At 60.7% G+C, this 18589-nt stretch carries 15 protein-coding genes; 10 read left to right on the top strand and 5 right to left on the bottom strand.

The features are described 5' to 3' along the window. Positions 1-46: 46 nt before the first annotated feature. The 8 genes from JJC00_RS06595 to JJC00_RS06560 all read left to right on the top strand — a co-directional run bounded on the left by JJC00_RS06595 (position 47) and on the right by JJC00_RS06560 (position 10875). Positions 47-259, top strand: coding sequence for a hypothetical protein (locus JJC00_RS06595; protein WP_200471902.1), 213 nt, complete (start codon positions 47-49; stop codon positions 257-259). Between the two features lie 420 nt (positions 260-679). Beyond that, positions 680-997: a recombinase family protein gene (locus JJC00_RS06590; RefSeq protein WP_246774096.1), complete on the top strand. Its 318-nt coding sequence runs from the start codon at positions 680-682 to the stop codon at positions 995-997. Between the two features lie 102 nt (positions 998-1099). After that, positions 1100-1570 carry a hypothetical protein gene (locus JJC00_RS06585; RefSeq protein ID WP_200471901.1) on the top strand — a complete coding sequence of 157 codons (471 nt, stop codon included), beginning with the start codon at positions 1100-1102 and terminating at the stop codon, positions 1568-1570. Between the two features lie 355 nt (positions 1571-1925). Continuing rightward, complete coding sequence (locus tag JJC00_RS06580; protein WP_200471900.1) at positions 1926-2993, top strand: DUF4062 domain-containing protein; 1068 nt, start codon at positions 1926-1928, stop codon at positions 2991-2993. A gap of 358 nt (positions 2994-3351) precedes the next feature. Further along, positions 3352-4809, top strand: coding sequence for a hypothetical protein (locus tag JJC00_RS06575; protein WP_200471899.1), 1458 nt, complete (start codon positions 3352-3354; stop codon positions 4807-4809). After that, the gene (locus JJC00_RS06570; RefSeq protein WP_200471898.1) at positions 4796-5512 is read left to right on the top strand and encodes a hypothetical protein; all 717 of its coding nucleotides are present in this window, start codon (positions 4796-4798) and stop codon (positions 5510-5512) included. The genes JJC00_RS06575 and JJC00_RS06570 overlap by 14 nt, the downstream gene beginning before the upstream one ends. Then, positions 5505-9848: a hypothetical protein gene (locus tag JJC00_RS06565; protein ID WP_200471897.1), complete on the top strand. Its 4344-nt coding sequence runs from the start codon at positions 5505-5507 to the stop codon at positions 9846-9848. Before JJC00_RS06570 ends, JJC00_RS06565 begins: the two co-directional genes overlap by 8 nt. Further along, positions 9838-10875 carry a Wadjet anti-phage system protein JetD domain-containing protein gene (locus tag JJC00_RS06560; protein WP_200471896.1) on the top strand — a complete coding sequence of 346 codons (1038 nt, stop codon included), beginning with the start codon at positions 9838-9840 and terminating at the stop codon, positions 10873-10875. The genes JJC00_RS06565 and JJC00_RS06560 overlap by 11 nt, the downstream gene beginning before the upstream one ends. Positions 10876-10891: 16 nt before the next feature. Here JJC00_RS06560 and JJC00_RS38870 read toward each other — a convergent pair whose 3' ends face one another. Beyond that, the gene (locus JJC00_RS38870; protein WP_200471895.1) at positions 10892-11284 is read right to left on the bottom strand and encodes a mandelate racemase/muconate lactonizing enzyme family protein; all 393 of its coding nucleotides are present in this window, start codon (positions 11282-11284) and stop codon (positions 10892-10894) included. Between the two features lie 136 nt (positions 11285-11420). On the opposite strand from JJC00_RS38870, the gene JJC00_RS06550 reads away from it, so the two are divergent. Further along, the gene (locus JJC00_RS06550) at positions 11421-11594 is read left to right on the top strand and encodes a hypothetical protein (RefSeq protein WP_200471894.1); all 174 of its coding nucleotides are present in this window, start codon (positions 11421-11423) and stop codon (positions 11592-11594) included. A gap of 24 nt (positions 11595-11618) precedes the next feature. Here JJC00_RS06550 and JJC00_RS06545 read toward each other — a convergent pair whose 3' ends face one another. Continuing rightward, the gene (locus JJC00_RS06545; RefSeq protein ID WP_200471893.1) at positions 11619-12389 is read right to left on the bottom strand and encodes a PP2C family protein-serine/threonine phosphatase; all 771 of its coding nucleotides are present in this window, start codon (positions 12387-12389) and stop codon (positions 11619-11621) included. After that, the gene (locus JJC00_RS06540) at positions 12379-13650 is read right to left on the bottom strand and encodes a hypothetical protein (protein ID WP_200471892.1); all 1272 of its coding nucleotides are present in this window, start codon (positions 13648-13650) and stop codon (positions 12379-12381) included. Before JJC00_RS06540 ends, JJC00_RS06545 begins: the two co-directional genes overlap by 11 nt. On the opposite strand from JJC00_RS06540, the gene JJC00_RS06535 reads away from it, so the two are divergent. Beyond that, positions 13649-13789, top strand: a complete 141-nt coding sequence (locus JJC00_RS06535; RefSeq protein WP_200471891.1) for a hypothetical protein — start codon at positions 13649-13651, stop codon at positions 13787-13789. The genes JJC00_RS06540 and JJC00_RS06535 overlap by 2 nt on opposite strands. A 55-nt stretch (positions 13790-13844) precedes the next feature. On the opposite strand, the gene JJC00_RS06530 is transcribed toward JJC00_RS06535, so the two are convergent. Both JJC00_RS06530 and JJC00_RS06525 read right to left on the bottom strand, forming a co-directional pair. After that, on the bottom strand, positions 13845-17291 hold the full coding sequence (locus JJC00_RS06530) for an AAA domain-containing protein (RefSeq protein ID WP_200471890.1): 3447 nt from the start codon (positions 17289-17291) through the stop codon (positions 13845-13847). Positions 17292-17885: 594 nt separating this feature from the next. Continuing rightward, positions 17886-18362: an Lrp/AsnC family transcriptional regulator gene (locus tag JJC00_RS06525; protein WP_027545364.1), complete on the bottom strand. Its 477-nt coding sequence runs from the start codon at positions 18360-18362 to the stop codon at positions 17886-17888. Between the last annotated feature and the right edge of the window lie 227 nt (positions 18363-18589).

Below are 18589 nucleotides of genomic sequence, written 5' to 3'. Positions count from 1 at the left end.
TGTGCACCTCGCATCGGCGGGGAGACGCAGGCTATTGGAGGAGCCCATGAAACAGTGTTCGCGCTGCGGACAACCTTATGAGGAGATCCTGCCCTTCTGTCTCAAGTGCGAGGAGTACGAAGCCATCAGCTGCGTCATCATCGGGAAATACCAGGAAATACCTGTCCGTGACGTACCGCAAGAAACCCGCACCGACGATGTGGCCGGAGAAGAAGCCATGAGCTACAGCATCAAGTTTCAGATGGTGGAGCATCCTTAATCAGGCGGAGTCATTATCTTCGACGACGGCCAGGCCAGGCTCAACCGGCATCTTCTCTCACCTGACAGACCGGTGTTGGTCTAGTTGGAAGGGTTGAAGCCGAATGAAGACCAGCTCGAATGTGTCGCCACCTCTGGGGACGGCTCCACGAAGAGATGGACTTCCGGGCGGCGAGCTTCTGCCCGGCCCTGTTACCTCACAGCCAGACCATCATGGCGCCAACGAAGATCCTCGCCTGGCGGGGACTTTTATGAGCGGCTAAGCATTGGCCCCGTCGAGTGGGAAAGCAAGGCAGTGGATTCGCTCACGAATTTTAAACCAAGTTAACCCTTCATTTACCCAACCGTTGCATAATGTTTAATTAAGTCGATTTTTACTTTGCGCGTTTACGGTTCTTCCAAGAATTGCGGGAGCGCGTAAATGTTTGAGCCCCTAATCTACCTGCTGTACGTCGCGGCAGGCCTGACCATCTTTTTTGGATTGTTGCCGTTGATTGTGAGCATTGCCTACCGAGGCAACCCTAAGCTCGCTGCGGCCCGCAAGAGCGCCGTTGAGGCCGTGAGGACTGAAGCCGACAGATACGCGGCAAACGTGCTGCCCATCATACGGGAGGCACAGAAGGCCGGTGCGAACACGCTGCGGCAGATTGCTGACGTATTGAACGCGCGGGGCATCCCAACAGCACGCGGCGGGCAGTGGTACGCCCAGTCGATAGCGAACATTCTGGAACGAGCTTAGTCAGCGGGGTGACCTCCGTAAGGCCATTGAGATAACCTGTGCTGCTTGAGCCCGCCATGGTAATTCTCGGGAGAGGGGTAAGCTCAAGGAAGGGTTTGGAGCATGGTGTCGGTCATCGCGCTTCTAGTTTCAGCATATTCGCTGCTCATCTCGTCAGATATATGGAGACGCACGGCCCGGCCAGTGGTTGCGGTAGCCGTCAAGACGCACGGTGGTGGCAATATCGCTATCCTCTATGATTTGGTAGTTCTCAATTCAGGTACGATGCCCGCTAAGAATATCCGGCTGATAGCCGACTCTAACTCACTAGCTGCCGCGCTGGGACCTGATGCGACCCCGGCAAACAGGGCGAGATGGCTTGCCTGTTTTGATAAAGTAATTCCTATGCTGCTCAATAACGAGAGGACGACGTGCTCGTTTGGCACGACAATGGCGAACGATGCAGGCTTCTGGAAGCACGGAGCAGTTATTGATATCGAAGTAGCTTACGAAGGACGCTGGTGGACGCACCGCGACAAGCAACAACTTCGCATCGCCGACACGGACAGCTTCACGGGCTACTACTGGGAATGAAGGCATCAAAGGCACCAGCCGCCAGTCAGACGGCAACACTTCCACTACTACTCATAGATGCCCCTGAGACCGCAGCGAATGAAATGCGCGACCAAAAACCTTCGATGATTTGCGTGAAGATGGTTCGCGACTTTTTGGAAATGGGGGTGTGGCTAACCGAGCCAGCCAGTGTTCAGGGTCGCCCCCAATATCCTGCGCTCCGATGCCCCGCGGCCGCCGTGATCTTAGACACTCATTGTGGTCCTCCGCTAAAATCTCGCCCACAAGGCTACCTGACTCGCGGGCAAGCTGCCCCTGACTTGCCGGCAGTTCCAGCCATCGTAGACTACCGTTTTTAACGATTCTTGGGCATCCCATGACCTTCAACGCGCAAGTCTTGCGGGTATTCATCGCCTCCCCGTCCGACCTCACCGAGGAACGCGATGCCGCCACCGAGGTAATAAATGACTGGAACGCCCAGCACGCCGCTGCAGAAGGCGTGGTCCTGTTGCCGGTTCGGTGGGAAACCCATGCCCGGCCGCAAAGCGGAATCAGACCCCAACAGGCCATCAACGACCAGCTCGTGTCCAAGTGCGATATCTTGCTCGGGCTGTTCTGGACGCGCGTCGGCACCAGCACCGGCGTTGCCGAATCCGGGACCATCGAGGAGCTCGATCAGTTCGTCGCTGCCTCGAAGCCAGCTATTCTCTACTTCTCCCGGAGACCCATTGACCCCGCCCGAATTGACGCAAGGCAGCATGCGAAACTCAAGGCGTTCAAAAAGCAAACCCTGACCAATGCGCTCGTCGGCGAGTTCGCCACCATTCAATCCCTGAAAGACCAACTCCTACGAAACGTCACGGACCAGGTGCGCGAGCTCAAGGTCGATAAGCCGAAGCGCGACCGGCTTGAACAGCAGCGACGAATTACGGAGTTGTTCAAGCTTCACAAAGACGAAAACATCAGTCCAGAAGAGTTCGCGAAATTCAGCGAGCAGATGCTCGGGCCGAAACGCTCAAAAGCCCAAACATCAGATCCTATCAAGCCAGGCGAGACCGGGCCGAACGGCCACCCCATCATTTACCTGAAGAACGGCGACAAGGTTGAAGTGCTGCCCAATGATGAAGACCCGGATGGCGAGCCGTGGCACATGATCTTGCGTCGGAACGACAAAGACCTACTTGCCGCACGCGAAGAGTTTTGGGAAAAGGTCTGGTGGAACCGGCACATGATTTGGCTGGAGAAGCTGGCCAGCGGAGAAGAGAAACTTAAGGAGTCCCAAAAGACCATCTTCGCAACCGCACGGAAAGCAGCACGACGTATCGAACGTAAGTACGGCAAAATGAACCTCGGTTGGGATACGTTCGACTGGGGCATGGTAAACGGGAAGCTATCGGCGCTTAACTGGGTTCTGGGCGACGAGTGGGATTTCCTCGATACCTGACAATCAAGGCCAGCCGAAATAGGTATCCTTGATCAGTCCCATGAAGCATCTTCGCCTGGACCGCCTTCCAGGTATGAAGGGACTTCCGGCAGGAGACTCCATCGCGTTTAGCGACGGCAGCTTTTTCGGCCCGCAAAATTCAGGGCGCGCAACAGCCTTTGGGCCTTTACGCGCACCAGTTGCGTGCGTTCCCTAATTGTTCTATGTTGATGCTTTCCGGAAAGCAACCGGCCAATTGATTTGATGCGGTGGACGCCGCCCCAATCTCGGTGTGTGCTGATCGGATGGAATACGACGATCGCAAGTGGCAACGCGCGATCCAGCGGTGGGGAATCGACAACGAGAATCGGCCGAGTTCATGTCCAACCAGCGCTTCCTATCGGCCGCGGCCGCGCCGCGCCTGACCAGCCATCTACGCGCGCTCTCCTTGATCGCGCCCTTGCAGCGCGCCGAGGACAATAAGGGTATGCTGCATGTCGCTGCCAAGGCTGCCGAGCGCATTGACATGCGGTATCTGGCGCTCGCCGCCATCGAGTCGCTGATCGACCGGATGGGTGCGGGCGGCACGGCCAGTCGCGCCGAATTAATCGAATACCTCTCTGATTTGGCGCGGCTTCAGTCGCAGCGCCTGTCCGATGCAGACGCCGCGGCCTTGGCGGAACATGTGTTCGACGGACTGACCAACGCCCGCGACCGCCGTGCGCGTTTCAAGGTCCGCTTGTTCGATCCCGACGAGCCCGACGGCGTCATTTTTGAGTTTGCGCTGTTGCGGGCAGAGCCGCTGCCCGACGGTACCGTAGGTTATCGCCTCACACAGGAAGCTATTGAAATCCATCTCAGCCTGCTGGCGCATGATCCGCTCACCGCCACGCAGGTCAGCGAGATTATCGTCGGTGAGTTTCTCAAGCGGGGACTCTACGATCACGCGGTGTCCGCGGCCGAACGCACCCGCACCAACAGCATTCGCCTCGCCGAGGCGCTCCGCCTGCTCATGGCCGAAGCACGCCGAGCCATTTTGAAAGTCATGTGGCATCAGGAGCTCGGTCCGAAGATGGAGGAGGCCCGGAGCCTGCTCGACGCTTCCATTATGCGCGAGGGCGCCATGCTCGCCCAGCTTAGCGATACGACAGCCGACGTGACTGATGAAACGGACCGCCGCCATCTCTCGCGCATTCGTAACCTGTTGCTTGATGTGCAAACCCGCCACCGCAAGTTGATCGTTGTCGTGCAGAAAACAGCCGACGAATATCTTCACCTTCAGGCTGATGCTCTCAAGCTACGGCCCTTGGCGCGGCTGCCCGATCTCGAAAACGAGATACTCGACCCCTTGCTGCGCGCGCCGGACAGCTTCTTGATCGAGAACGCAGCCAGTCTTTTCGGCGCGATATCCGGGACGCTGCCGCCGCTCGTCCTCGATCTTGCGGCTACGGTGGCCGCTTTCCAGCCCGAAATCGAAGAGGCGGATGCCGTTGATCCCGACTACGCCTTCGATGACCCTACCGCAGGGCTCAAATTGCCATTCGACGAAGCCACCATCGCACGCTCGGAGCAATTCGCGCGCGAGACCATTCTTGCCGCTGGCGCAATCACACTCGGTGAGATCCTCGAGCGCGCGACCCAGGCCCGACCCGAGGACGATGCTTTTCAGCGATGCCTCTTTCTCATTCTGGAACAGGCGATTGATCCACGTACGACAGATGTTGCCGGCGACGCATCGATCTTGGGCACGCGCTTCGACGCGGGATTTGTCGAAGGCACCGATGTGAGGTTCTCACGCGCAACAGCGGTTGGAGGCGGCGTCCATGCTCCCCAATGATGTCAAAGAGGCTTCGCGCCTCATCGAGTGGGGCTTACATCCCCGCACGCTCCCCGAAGCCCATCCGGAGTACCGCGATCTGGTGCGCCGATGGATGGACGATGGCGCTTTCAAGGCGATCGTCGCTTCCGTCGCCGAAGGCCTCAGGCTGCGGGTTGTCGGCGTCAGCGCGCGAACCGGCATTGTGCTCGGGACGGAGGCCGAATCCGTGTTCGGCTACACGATCTCCCGTTTTCGCCGCCATGTCTCCCACGAGGATGCCGCCGTGGTGGCCCTCGTCCTGGTCGCCGCCTGCGCGACCTTTTATCCGGCGCAGGACGCACTCGACAGCGACGAGATCATGTCCCCAAGCGCGACCCTGTCTGAAATCCGCGATCGCCTGAGCAAATTGTGCCAATCTCTGGAATCGCAGGACAGGACTGGCGATGCCGTCGCCGGGCGCTGGCGTAAGGGGTGGCAATATATCCGCGCGCTTCCCGAGATCGTCGAGGATGCGCGGCGCACCGCGCGCAGTCATCTGCATGGCTTGGTGGGTCTTGTGCTCAACCATCTGTTCGAGACGGGCTTCGTGGCCGTCGACGAGCGCCAGGACGGCAACCACTTATATGTGGCCACGCCTCGCTTTCGTATGATGCTCGCCGAGCACGCCGCCGTACCGCTTCTCGATATCGCTCGCGCCGCCAAGGAGGCTGTCGATGCTTAAGATCAGCCGAGCCTATCTCGACGCCTGCGGCTATGTCGACGGTGTCTTTGAAGAGCTTTTGATCAAGCCCGTAGATGCGGGCGGATCAGTCTTGCATCACGTCATTCACGCACCCAACGGCGTTGGCAAGACCACCATTCTGGCGCTCCTCTTCAGCATTTTTGAGCCGGACCGCCGCAAATTTCTACGCACGGAGATCAACCGCCAGCACAAGATCGAGCATTATTTCATGCCCGGACGCCTTGGCGTCGTCGCGCTCGAACTGGTCAAGCCCGGCGTGAACAATAAGCCGTTGCGCCATGTCATCGGGCAGATTTTCTGGCTTACGCCGGCCTCCAAGGGCGAAGGAGGCGAACCCGGACACCGGCGCTTCTTCGCGTTCCAGTCTGACGCGGAAAGCGCCCTCGACACTTTGCCCTTCCGGGGGTTTTCCACCGAGGCACCGTTGCGCTCGTTGGATGATTTTACGCGCTGGGCGCGCGACATGCGCTCGAAGCCGACTTTCTTCGCTACCGACTCGCTAACCGCTTGGCGCAAACACCTAACTGCTGAACTTGGCGTCGAGCTGAAAGTCATCGACGTGCAGCGGCGGTTCTGTGCGGCCGAAGGCGGCATCGGCGCGGCCTTTCTGGATTTCAAATCCGAACAGCAGTTCCTTGAGAAGATTTTTTCTTTCATGATTCCGTCCGACGCCGCTGATAGCGTCGTCCAGGCGCTGGAGATCGGCCTCGCTAAAATCCGCGGCTTGCCGCAGCGCAAGGACCAGCTCAAGGTTCTGACGCAGCTCGCCGACGCGTTCGCACCCTTTTTTACCGCGGCAGCCGCCTTGGAAAAGGCCGAGATAGAGCGTGCCGAAGATTTCAAGCGTTTGGGACGCCTCTTCTCCCGTTTCAAGCTCGATCAGACCAAGCTTGAGGTGGAACGCGATACCGTCGGCGGCGAAATCGCGATCAAGGAGCAGCAGCTTGAGGATGCCCGTAGCCGCGAGCGCAGGCTTCACGGCGAAATTCTCTTTCTCGAAAAGGCCGCCGCCGACAGGCGCATCAGCGATGCCAAGGCGGAAGTCGAAAGGTCAACGACCAACTTGATGGCATCAACCCGTAAGCTCCAGTCGGCGCGTGCAGCGGAGATCAGCCGCAGGCTTTCATCCGCGCAAGGTCAGCGGCTCGAGTTCGAAGCCGAATTGCAACGCATCGAGCGCGACTTGGCTCCTGACCGCGCGCTCCTCGCACGTGCCGGAGCCAATTTGCATGGCTTGCTGGAGCAGCTCGCCGCCGAGGCTGAACGTGATGCTGTAAACCGCGAGCAGCAGGCCGGAGACGCGCAACAGCAAGCCGATCTGTATGACGCAGCCGACCGCGAGGCGGCCCGGCGAGTCGGAGACCTGAAAGCCGAGATCGAACGTCTTTCGGCACGCGTGGCCGAGCACGACCGCGAACGCAGGGAGCTTGAACGGTCCGCCGCCCTCAAACAGGGTGAGAGCCCGAGCATGGCCATCGTCCGGATCGACAACGAGCTGCACGTGGAAGGCGATGCGGCCGCCACGCTTGAGTTGCAAGACGAGCAGCGCCAAAATGAGTCGCGGGACCTCGAAGGCGTCCGCACGGCTGCGCTTGCCGACTCGCGCCGATGCGCCGAGGAGGCCGTGCGTCTTGCCAAAGTCGGCGAGACCGGCCGCGGCTTGGAGATGGCGATTCGCGACAGCGAGGCGCTGGCGGCGATTCTGGCCGGCGAAGCCAAAGACCCCTATCGGCTCGATCTGCCGGAGCGCGCTCGAGCCGCACGCGCACTTCGCGAGGAAGCGCATCGCAAGCTCGCGACCGAGCGCGACGTTATCGCCGGCGAGCTCAGCTTTCTTGATGCCGAAGGTGTCTCCTCCGTGCCCGCCGACGTAGCACTCGTGGCGCGTACCCTGAAGGAAGCTGGCCTTGGCGATGCGCAGCCGGCCGAGCATTATCTGGCGCAATTCAAACCGGATGCTGAACAGGCGATCGAACTCTTGCGCAACGATCCGGCGCGCTTCGGCGGGGTATTCGTCGCGCGCCTAGACCGCAAACGACTTGCGGACCTCGTCAACGATAGCCGCCTCAAGCTGAAAGGCCCGGTGGTTGTCTCAGAAGCAACCTTGCAATCGACCGCGACGCCGCTAACCGAATTGGGCATCGTTTTCGGCCCCTTCAGCGCTGCGCGTGTCAACAAACAAGCTGCCCTTGAAGAAAAAGCACGACTGGCCGACGCCTTGGGACAAAAGGAGAGGCAGCTTGAGGAATGCATCGCTGACGTCGCAGCGCTAAGCAGCCTCATCGACAATCTCCGCGATTTGCACGCCGCTTATCGCAACGACCGGCCTGATGACATCCTGTGTCGCTCCGAGACGTTCAAAGCGGATCAGGAGCGCGCCGATCGCCAGGTCAAGGCGGCGGTTGCACGGCAAGCGGCCATCACCGAGGAGCGCGCGAAATTCCACGCCAGCCAGCTCGCGATTGCTGACACAATCAGCCGCCTGAAAATGGCAAAACAGGCCGTCGAACAGTTCGCGCGCCGCTATGTGGACGTCACCGAGATGGCCGCGCGAATTCCTGATGCCACCACCGAGCGGCAACAGCAGGAAGAGGTAGCGCTTCAAGCCCGCGCCGCCGCCAGCAAGATGCGCGCCGCGGCGATCGAGCATCGCAACGAAATGGTGGCATTGCGCACCAGCGCACAGGCGCGCCTGTCCGATAAGGCGCACTATCCAGAGACGGACGGCGGCCTCGCTGATCGTAGCGGCACCTTCGATGATCTGCGCACCCAGTACAAAACCGCCGAGCATGCCCTGTCGAGCAAACGTGACGCACGGCAGGCCACAGTTTCGCTTCAACTCAACGGGGTCAAGGAAAGTATACTCAAGCTCGAGCAGGACTATGCGGTGGCAAGCCGGGGATTGACGGATGTGGACCTGGAGCCCTTTGTCGCGATCGCCGATCTTGCGCGCGCTATCAGGGAATCCGAACAGAGTGAGCAGCAATGCCGGGGTGCGGTGGTTCAGGCCGACGCGGCCCTGACATCGGCGCAATCGGCGCTGGGGCCCGTCAGCGGCAAGATCGCGCGCGCGGAAAAGAACGGCTTCAAACCGATTCTCCTGCCTGAATTTGCGCAAGCACCGGCCGATTTGTGTGCCAGCGAAGCCACGCATCGCGAACAGCAGGTCGATGCGCTTGAGACCACGATCAGGACCGTCGATCGCGAATGTGGCGGCTTACGAACGCGCTACAACGAGATCAAAGAGAAGCTCAACCACGTCCAGTCGCTCGCCAAACGGGCTGACGGGCATCTTCCCGAGACAAACCATGGCGAGCTGCCTGATTTGAGCATCGCGCATGAGGGGCTTGATGAAGCACTGGACCAAATCATCGGCCGCATTGCTGAGACGCGCGCCACAATCAGCCGCCTGGAGAGCGAGGCGGAGGGGCGTTTCGACGCCGTTCGCCAACTGATCGAGGGCGAGAATTTCCGGCGTCTCGAGCCCCAGGTCGCCGACCATCTGCGCCGCTATTCACACCGGACCGCGGGGGCCGAGCGCGCGACGCTTCAGGCGCGAATCGCCGAGCGCATCGGCATCGTCCAGGGCGAGATCGAAAATCAAATTCGCGATCAAAACGCATGCCTTGAACAGCTTCGGCTCCATGTCATCCACGCCGATGACCTGTTGCTGCGCGCGGCCCGTTGCTCAAAGATCCCAGATCACATCGCCTTCTACGGTGGCCAGCGCATCCTGAAAGTCAAGAGGCGCTTGCGTGACGTACCGGTTGAGATTGTGCGCAACCAGCTTTCAATCTGGCTGGACGAACAGGTGCTGACCGGGCGGATTCCTGCCGACGGCGCCTTGCTCGCGGCCGAACTTCTTAGCCGGGTGCACGCCGGCCGACCGCTCGAAATCGAAATCCTCAAGCCGAAGCGTGACGCCATCCAACCCTACATGCGCGTGGACCGGATGGGCCTTTCGGGCGGTGAAGGTGTGACGGTTGCCATGATGCTCTATACCGTCATCCAGAAAATGGCGATGGACGAGCGCACCGACGACAAAAACGCGGCGTCCGGCGGGTTCCTGATGCTCGACAACACCTACGGCATGTCGAATATGATGGAGCACATCATCTTGCAGAAGACGATGGCCGATCTTCTCGACATCCAGCTCTTTGTCACGACGTGCAGCGAAGACAAGCACGTCCTCAACATGTTCCCGACGATTACGCGTCTCGTGCAAGGAGAGCGCGTTCTGGTCGACGGCCAGCCGAAATACATCCGGGTGCGCTCCGGCGACTATCTCTTGAAGGGGACCGACCGTGCTGCTTGAGCCGGCCGACCGCCTTGTCCGCGCGCTCAAGAAGACGGGGCGGCGACGCATACCTCTTGAGATGCTCCGGAAGCAATTTGCATCGGCCTGCCCTGAACTTGCCGAGCAGCCGGACCGGCGCACGCGCTTGGCCGATGCCCTGCGCGTCGCAGCCGATACGGGCGAGATTTTGCTTCCGAAACAGGCGCAAAGCTGGGACCGCACGGGCGGTGCAGCGTTGCCCGGATTTGTCATGCTCGCGACACGGCGGCCGCAACCCTCGCCCGTCGTTGCGCCGGGCTATGGATGGCATCCGTTGCTTGCTTTTGCGGCCCGCGAGCGCAACCGCTTGCGCCTCCAATCGGCCAAGCGCATCAATGAATGGCTCAAGACTGATCCCGATTTGAGTCTTGTCGTTCCGATCAAAGAACGCTCTCTTGAGATTTTCGGCGATGAAAAGCGGCTCGATCAATTGCGCGGCGGCATGACCGCCCTATTTGGTCAATTGTCTCTCGCCACATTGGGCTGCCGCGTCTGCCCCATTCCTCTGCCTTTCGAAGCCGGACCTGATTCTGCACACGGTCGACCGATACTCATCGTCGAGAACAACGATACCTGGGCATCGTTTTCCGAGTGGAATCACGTCGCAGGACGCTACTCCGCCGTCGCTTACGCCGGCGGGGGCCACGGCAAGAGCCTCGGCTATGACGAGACTTTTATTGACGAACTGCTCGATCGCTTTGAGGCCGCGCAGCTCTTCTATTTCGGCGACATCGACCCCGCCGGGTTACGTATTGCGAGCCGCGCCGCAGAACGCCGTGCTGGGCGCGGAGGCCTCGCACTTCAACCGATGGCGCCCCTCTACACGTGGCTCCTTTTGCACGGGACGCGGACCCCACTCCGATCAGGCGAACGGGCGTCACAACGCGACCTTGCTTGGCTACCCGAAGATCTGCGTGACCCTGTCGAAGCCTTGTTTGCTGCCGGGCAGCGGCTTCCCCAGGAGTCTCTAGGTACACGCATTCTTTCGCAGGGCGAGATTCGCTGACGAAACTCGGACGCGGTTAACCCAACTCAGACCTACTCGCCCATATTGAAACTTTCGGCCTTCGGTGGCATCTTGGGGCTACCTGAGGTCGAATTCCTGCAGGCGCTCGATACGCCGGGCGGCTTCGGCAGGATCCTGGCTTTGATGTAGTCGACATCAGCGCGATATCAGGGTCAATCAGCTCTCGCGCCCATCGAACGGCCTCGATATCTTGAGCCAAATCCCCTGCGCCTATCTTGATCTTGATAAGCCTTGAATCCGCGCTTGAGATTGCGTCGGATAATCTGCTCATCGGCGCGGATGTCTGGCATGCCGTAGCTATCATAGGCCTGAAGGGAGGTGGAGCGCCACCTAGGAGGCGGACCACCGGCACATCGGCGGCTTTTCCCAGAATGTCCCAGAAGGCCATATCGAGCCCTGCATGCCCACTAGCCGAAGCCGATTGGCGGGTTCCAGCTCGTGCAGGACCTGCTGGTTCGAATGCTCGGCAATGTTACCGCGACGCAGGCGATGATGCTGCGGCTCGGACAGATGCAGAATGATCGATGCTGGACGAGCACGCCTCGCTGGCGAAGGCGTTCTGCACGGTGAAACGCCACGAGACGGTCGGTTACGCGCGCGAGCTGCTCGGCGGCAACCGCATCCTGCTCGAGACCAAATCGGCCGCTTCGTCGCGGATGCCTAGGCGATCTACTCCTATGAAGGCACCCGGGAGATGAACACCCTGATCGTCGGCAAGTCGATCACGGGGTTGAGCGCGTTCGTCTGACGGTGGGACCAACCGTCGCTTTCGGACCGATGATGACGACGGTGATGTTGTCATTCCCGCCGGCATCGTTCGCGGCTGTCGCGAGGTGTTCCGCCGGGTTGATGGTGGGCCCGGCGAGAAGGGCGGCAATTCGGTTCTCTTGAACCATGTCGGTCAGACCGTCCGAGCAAAGCAGTACTCCGATGTGATCCTCGAGCCGAAAGCGTCGGATATGAGGAGTCACTGGCTGTGGCGTCGCTGTCCCGCCGAGCGACTGAGTGAGCGCGTGACCGCCTTTGCGCCCCCGATCGGCGCCCAATGTATCGTCCCGGCTCAATTGGAGCAGCTGACCACGCCGGAGTTCATAGGCGCGACTGTCTCCGACGTTAAAGACGAGTGCTTCTTGATCGAAGAAGACCACGCCGACGATGGTCGAGCCCATGCCGGGCCTGCCTTGGCCCGAAAACATGGCTTCGTACAATTTTCGATGGGCATTTTCGATCATCGATGTGACGTTGGCTTCGTCGCGCACGCTCTCGATCGATTCCGCGATCGTCTCTATGACGATGCGGCTGGCGATCTGGCCGTCCTCGTGTCCGCCCATCCCGTCGGCGATCACGGCCCAGCCGTGATCGACCGTCATCCTTCCGGACCAGCTTTCGACCGGTTCGGCAGCCATCTGTTTGCCAACCAGATACAGATCCTCGTTCGCGCGTCGAACGCGGCCGACGTGCGTGGCCGTCCAAACGGGTCGGTCAGTTGCCATTTCGTCTTACCGGGCGGCTGCTGCCAAGCACGATGCTCCTGATCTCTTCCACGAACTCCGGCTTGCGGGTAACGAGTCCTTGGACGCGCATGAATCCCGTCCGGCGGGACGCTTCGCCGAAGAACGGTCGCGTCGAGATGACCGCCAGCTCGTCGTCCTGCACCAGGAAGAAGAAGTCTTGCGAAACGCCTTTGCGGATCGTCAATCCCTTGGCCCCGCGTCGCGCCAACTCCCACAGGGGATCGTATTTGCCGCCGCTCCGCGCCTCGGCCGGTACGGCGTAGTAGGACTCGACCTCTATTTGAACGCCCTCTCCGATCAGCAGATCGATTTCGCGCAGTCTGGCCGGGTTGACGATGTGCGGCTGGAGGCCGGCGCTCGTGATCACCAGCGATTTGCGCGCCTTCTTCAAGGCGGTATCGAGAAGCTCGGTCTGTTCGTAGCATGCGAGAGGCCGGACCTCGAACGCGTCCATCTCCCGGCTTGCCGTCTCCAGCCTCTTCTCGGCCGCCGCCAAGGCGGCGGCCAGAGGGCCCGACCTGCGCATCTGCGAGCCGGCCGCGGCCTGTCTGACGGAATCGGCCTCCACCAGGCTATCGACCTCCAGCTTGCGCGCCGCCTTCATCGCGTTTCGATCGGCCATACTCCTGTATATCGTGCGGCCGACCATCTTTTCGAGCTTTCTGCTCAGATCGGTCTCGGCGACCGCGCGCACGAAACCCATCTTTTTGGGTCCGCCGTTTTGAGCGAAGGCGAGTTCGTACGCGTCGGCAAGTTTGTCCTCGATGACGAACGCCACCTGGACCTCGTCCGACTTCTCGGCGGCGTAGACGAGCGCGACGCCTTCCCGGAAGAGATTGTTGCGCCTGACGATGCGTTTCAGAGAAAGCACGGTGCGCCGGAAGTCCTCGCTCTTCTGGCGGCGGATTACCTTCGAGATCTCAGGAATGGCCAGATCGTCGACACCGGGCGCGTCCGCCGGATAGGGCCGTATCTGAACGGCTCCGGTCCCCTGAAGCATAGCCGCACGCACGACGCTCTCGCCCGTCAGACGCAGGGGAATTCGACGGACGCCGTCGTAATCGACGACGATCATCTCTTCCTGGGGGACCTCCAGCCGGTCGACAAGCAGCCGCGATTTTCCGGCGTCGGTGAGATGGAATTCGTCGGCACCGTCGCTGTTGGGCTCGCGCGCGACGTATCCGTCGGAGATCAGCACGTTCATCGCTCCGATGACGATGTCGAGCTTGAGGCCGAGCATGTTGGCGACGTCCGCCTCGTGCCTTTCGCCGAGCGCCAGGCATCGCATCGCGAATTCCTGGATGGTCGGCATGAAGCGGGGAGACATCGTGATCGCCTCCAGCGTTAGCCGGAAGATCGGCAATCCGACCTCGCCGTAATCGACCAGGTGGAAACCCTCGCGAAACTGGAATTTTCTGGCTGCGAGCTCGGGGGTCACTGCAGATCCTCCACCGTGCAGGTGCTCTCGTTGTTGTCGATATGGTCGATCACCGATTTGAACGGATTCTTGCCGCGGACGTTTCGGCAGAAGTAATTGTCCCCGACGATGAGCAGACCGCTTTTGCCTCTCGACAGGGCGACGTTCAGCCGAGGACGTTCGCGGAGAAAGCCGAGGTTCTTCTGATCGTTCGATCGGACGACCGAGTAGATGCAGACGTCGGCCTGGCGTCCTTGAAAAGCGTCGACGCTGGAGCACGCGACGTCGAGCGACGACCATTCGGCGATGCCGCGCTGGACCATTTCGCTGAGGAGCTTCACCTGCGCCGTGTAACCGGACAACACCGCGACGGAAATCCGCTCCTTCTGACCCTTGGCGACGAATTCTAGGCGCAGCAGGATCTGACGGATCTGCGCGACCTCGGCGAGATTCTTGAATGTCGACCCATCACGTTCCTCGAACCGGTTAGGCAGATCTTGAGTGGAATACCAGGTCACCGGCTTAGGAAACGCCATCGACAGCTTCAGGCCATGGGACAGTACCGGGCTTTTGAGCTTCTTCTGGTAGAAGCAGGCGCTCACGAGATCGCCGATCGGCTTGATCATTCTGTACTGATTTTTCAGGTCCGCGCGACATCCCGCAGGTAAGCCCGCCTGCTCGTCCAACAGTCTATCGAGCAGGGTCGCCTTGACTTCGTCGGCCTCGAACTCCTCCAGGAGGTCCTCGCCCAACTGCTCGAAGAATGGAGGAAGCTGCTCCGGATCTCCGACGATGATGGAGCGCATGCTGCGAGACAGCGGAATGAGAATTTCGGTCGCGGTCGCCTTGGAGGCCTCGTCGACGATGCAGAGGTCGTAGCCGACCTCCTCCATGCCGCGGACGCCGGCGATGCCGACGCATGTCCCGGCGATGATCTGGGCCGACGACAGCATCGCGGCGTTGAAGTCCGACGATCGCCCGACCCTCAACAGCCAGTCCTCGAGCAGCTTCAATCGATCGCGGCACGCCGTGATCATCGGCGTATCGTCCAGGAAATGAGCGGCCCACTCCCCGAGTTCGTCGGGGTCTTTCGATTTCGAGAGGTAGGCCGCGTATTCGCCCATGTCCTGCATTTCGGCGCGCAGGTCTTTTTCCTCAGCTATCGCGCGCTTAAGCGCCTGCTTGCTGGCGCCGATCTCGCTGTCGATCTGGGTTGTCTCCTCCGCGACCTCGCCCTGGTCGGCGGGCCCACCTGCGGCGTCGGTGCCACCGCTCTCGACGCTGGCCCGATCGGCTTCCTGCCTGGCTATGCTCTCGCGCAAACCCTTCTGAACTGCGAGTAGCTGCAGAAGGCGCTCGACCTTCATGCCGAGCGCCACGGCGACTCGGTCCACGTTCTTCTCCGCGGCCCACCGTTGCATGTCCGCCTCGGCCGCCTTGCGCACGTCCTTGATCCAGGCTTCGACCCGCCTCTCCAGCAGGAGCTCTTGGCCGAGTTCGGAAATGCGCGTTTCGTCGCTCCGCCCGATGCGGATCATCTCGGGCGGCAGCTCTGCTTCCGTAATCCGCTCGAGAACGTTATCCAGCGCGATGTGCGTCTGCGATGACAGAAGGATCCTGTGTCCAGGATGGCGCTTCAGCCACTGGACGACGATTTCCGCGATCAGCTTCGTTTTCCCGGTCCCGGGAGGCCCCTCGATCGCGAGGATGTCCTGCACGCCTAGGGCCTTGGCCAGAATCTCCCTCTTCTCGTCGTCGAAGTCCGCGCTCGTCGGAACGACGTCCTGCACCTCCACGACCGGCTCCGCCGTACGCGGGTCGATGATGATGCCCTTCAGCCGTTCGCTCTCGGCCCTGTCGTAGAGTACGGTGTCGAGGGCCGCACTCTGGCGGTCAAGCGCACGCTGGGCCGCGAGCGTGTTGATCGCGAGCTCTCCGCGCCGGGGTAGTCGGCCCGCATCGCCGAACGTCACGTCGAGCAGGACCTTGTTGAAGACGACCGCCGCGACGATGCCTGTCACCCGTCCTCCAGACGGAAGGTTTATCACGCGTTCCTGCCCAACCAGGTCCTCGCTCTGCGCGATTTCGGTTGTCAGCGTGACGCGATCTTCCTGAACGCTCCGATCGACGTACTTGATGGCGCTCGTGCGCTTCGCCTCGAGATCGGCGCGGTCGCGCAGGTATCCGCGCCAGACGCGGAATATCCGCTGGCCGGACCTGGCCTTGCGCTCCTCTGCCAACCGCCGCTGGACCTCGGCCGCCTCGGCGAGCAGCAGCCCGAGCTGCTGTCCGGCGGTTTCCGGATCACGCGCCCGCTCGAAGGTGAACGACATAGGCCGGGTAAGACTGCGGTCCCTGAGACTGGTGGCGAGCGAAGCATCCACTTCGAGCACGTGGACCAGTTCGAGTATCTCGTTGTGACGCCCGTTGAAGCGGCATCTGAACCGCCACGTCGCTCCGATCAGATCGACGTCGGCTTTGTCGAGCCCGGCCGGCACGTCGGCGGGCATGAGTCCAGCGACCTCGCCGAGCTCGTCGAGCACGGAGCGCTCTGCGTCCTTCCGCTCTTGAAGCTCCATGCGCGAGCAGATCCTTGACTGGACGCCGGAGGACAAGGACAGATGACACACCGGAACGACCGCGGTTTCGCGTCTGGTCTCCTCCTCCGCCCTTTCGATCTCGCTCAGAAGCGCCGAGGCCAGCGCGGGCCGCTTGGAAGCATCCTTGTGGAGACAACGCTCGAAGATGACGCGGATGTTGCCCGGCAGGACGGCCTCCTGCAGGGCGACATGCGGGTCGTTCTCGCTGTCGAAGATCCGGCCCGTCAGACACGAGAGTGCCACCGCCGCGAAGGCGTAGCAGTCCCGGCTCAAGATTGTGCCGGCGGTATCCGCCTCAGCCGGCGTGTAGCCCTTGGTGTAGTCGAACCTGAACGTGGGTCCTTTCACCGGTGCCCAACTGCCGACGGTGTCCAGAAGCTTGGCGATCCCGTAATCGGCGAGCTTCGGCACACAGTCTGCGGACACCAGAATATTCTTCGGCTTTATGTCGCGGTGCGCGATCTGCTTTTTCTGCCCGAAGACGATGGCGTCCAAGATCGGCCGGCCGAAACGCCGCAGGAATTCGTCCCACGTGAAGGATCCGTCCTTCTTGATGACGGTCTCCAGATTGTCCGGCAGCCATTCGAGAACGAGGTACCAGTTCCCGTCGTTGTCGCGGTCGACCTCGATCATCTCCACGATGTTCGGATGACGGAGATCCTGGAGCATCTGCACTTCGCGCTGGAAACCCTCGCGCGAGCGCTCGTCCCCAGGCCCGAACCGCATGCGCTTGATGGCGACGGTCCTGCTCTCGTCCGGGTCGTACGCCTGGGTGACGATGGCCTGCCCGCCCGGGCGGACGATCTTCGTCGATAGGGTGTATCGGCCGAGCGTCTCAGGCGGGGTCGCGGGTTTCGAAGCCATGGCGATATCGATTCCATACCCGGCGGCAGCGCCCTACGCTACCGCGGCGGGAGGCGACCTATAAGCGCGCGGAGTTTGATTTGAAAGTCCAAATACCCGGACGGGCGCCTGTGGCGCTACGGAACAGGGCGGGTGATTTGCGGCCATTCCTTCGATGACTATCTACGCACTTACGCGCGTTGTTGCGCTTGAACAAAGTCGTGGAATATGGCCAGAACGAACAAACTGAATGCGACCGGACCGAGGGAATCGGCTGAACACCTCCTTGAGATCATTTTGATGGATGTCATTAAGGCGGCCGCGATGCCCTTCGACGCCTAGCGGGTGCTGAATCCAAACCCATTGGTGCCAATGGTCATCCGCGGCAGGTCAGGCTACGAATATCGCGTAACCCCGGATGGCGTGGATGCCATGCACCGGTTGACCGATCAGGAGTGGCGGGCGCGGGACGCTGTCCGTCAGACGATAGGCGCGCGGCAAATTCGACAAGATCTCCTTTCAGGCCATGGGCGACGCCATCGTGGACGTCGATCCCACCTCCCGGCCGATGCGCCAAAAGGATCCGGGGGATGAGACATCTTCATCCGAGTTTCGTCAATCCTCGGACGGGACCTCAACTGGAACGGCAAAGCCCGCCTTTACGCGATCCATTATGACCATAGTCTTGAAGCCCTTAATGTCCGGGTTCTGATAGAAGAATCGCCGGGTGAACTGCTCATAATCATCCATGGTACACGCGGTAATGTAGAGGACAAAGTCAGCATCGCCCGTGACGTAGAATCCATTGACGACTTCAACCGACGATTTGATGGCCTTCTTAAACCTATCAATTATACCCGAACTTTCCCGCTCCAGGCTCACTAACGCAAGCACTTGAATAGGTCTTCCTACCGCCTTCGGCGAAACGATTGAGATATCGGCTTGGATGATGCCTTCCGAGCGGAGCCTCTTCAGTCGTCGTTGACATGCGGTCGCAGAAAGCCCGGCCAATTCGCCGATCGCCTCGGAAGTTAGACGGTTGTTCTTTTGCACAATCTCGAGGATGCGGGCGTCCGTTCGGTCGTATCGCACAATCGGCTCCTCCCTTTGAGGTGGATTCCGTCGTCAGATGCCCATGCGATGCAGAAAGTCCTCCGAATGACAGGAAAATGCAACGAAAACAGTTATACGACACCGGTATGCTGACCGACAGTTTTGCGACACCTCTGCTGCTGAATGATGGCAATTAGGACATCAACCCAACCACCCGGCGGTCCGCACTTGGCAGATTCGACCCCACAGCAAACCGGGAAACCAAA

Origin of the sequence: Bradyrhizobium diazoefficiens (genome assembly GCF_016616885.1) — a bacterium.
Classification (GTDB): domain Bacteria; phylum Pseudomonadota; class Alphaproteobacteria; order Rhizobiales; family Xanthobacteraceae; genus Bradyrhizobium; species Bradyrhizobium diazoefficiens_F.
This window is presented reverse-complemented; position numbering and strand designations above follow the sequence as displayed.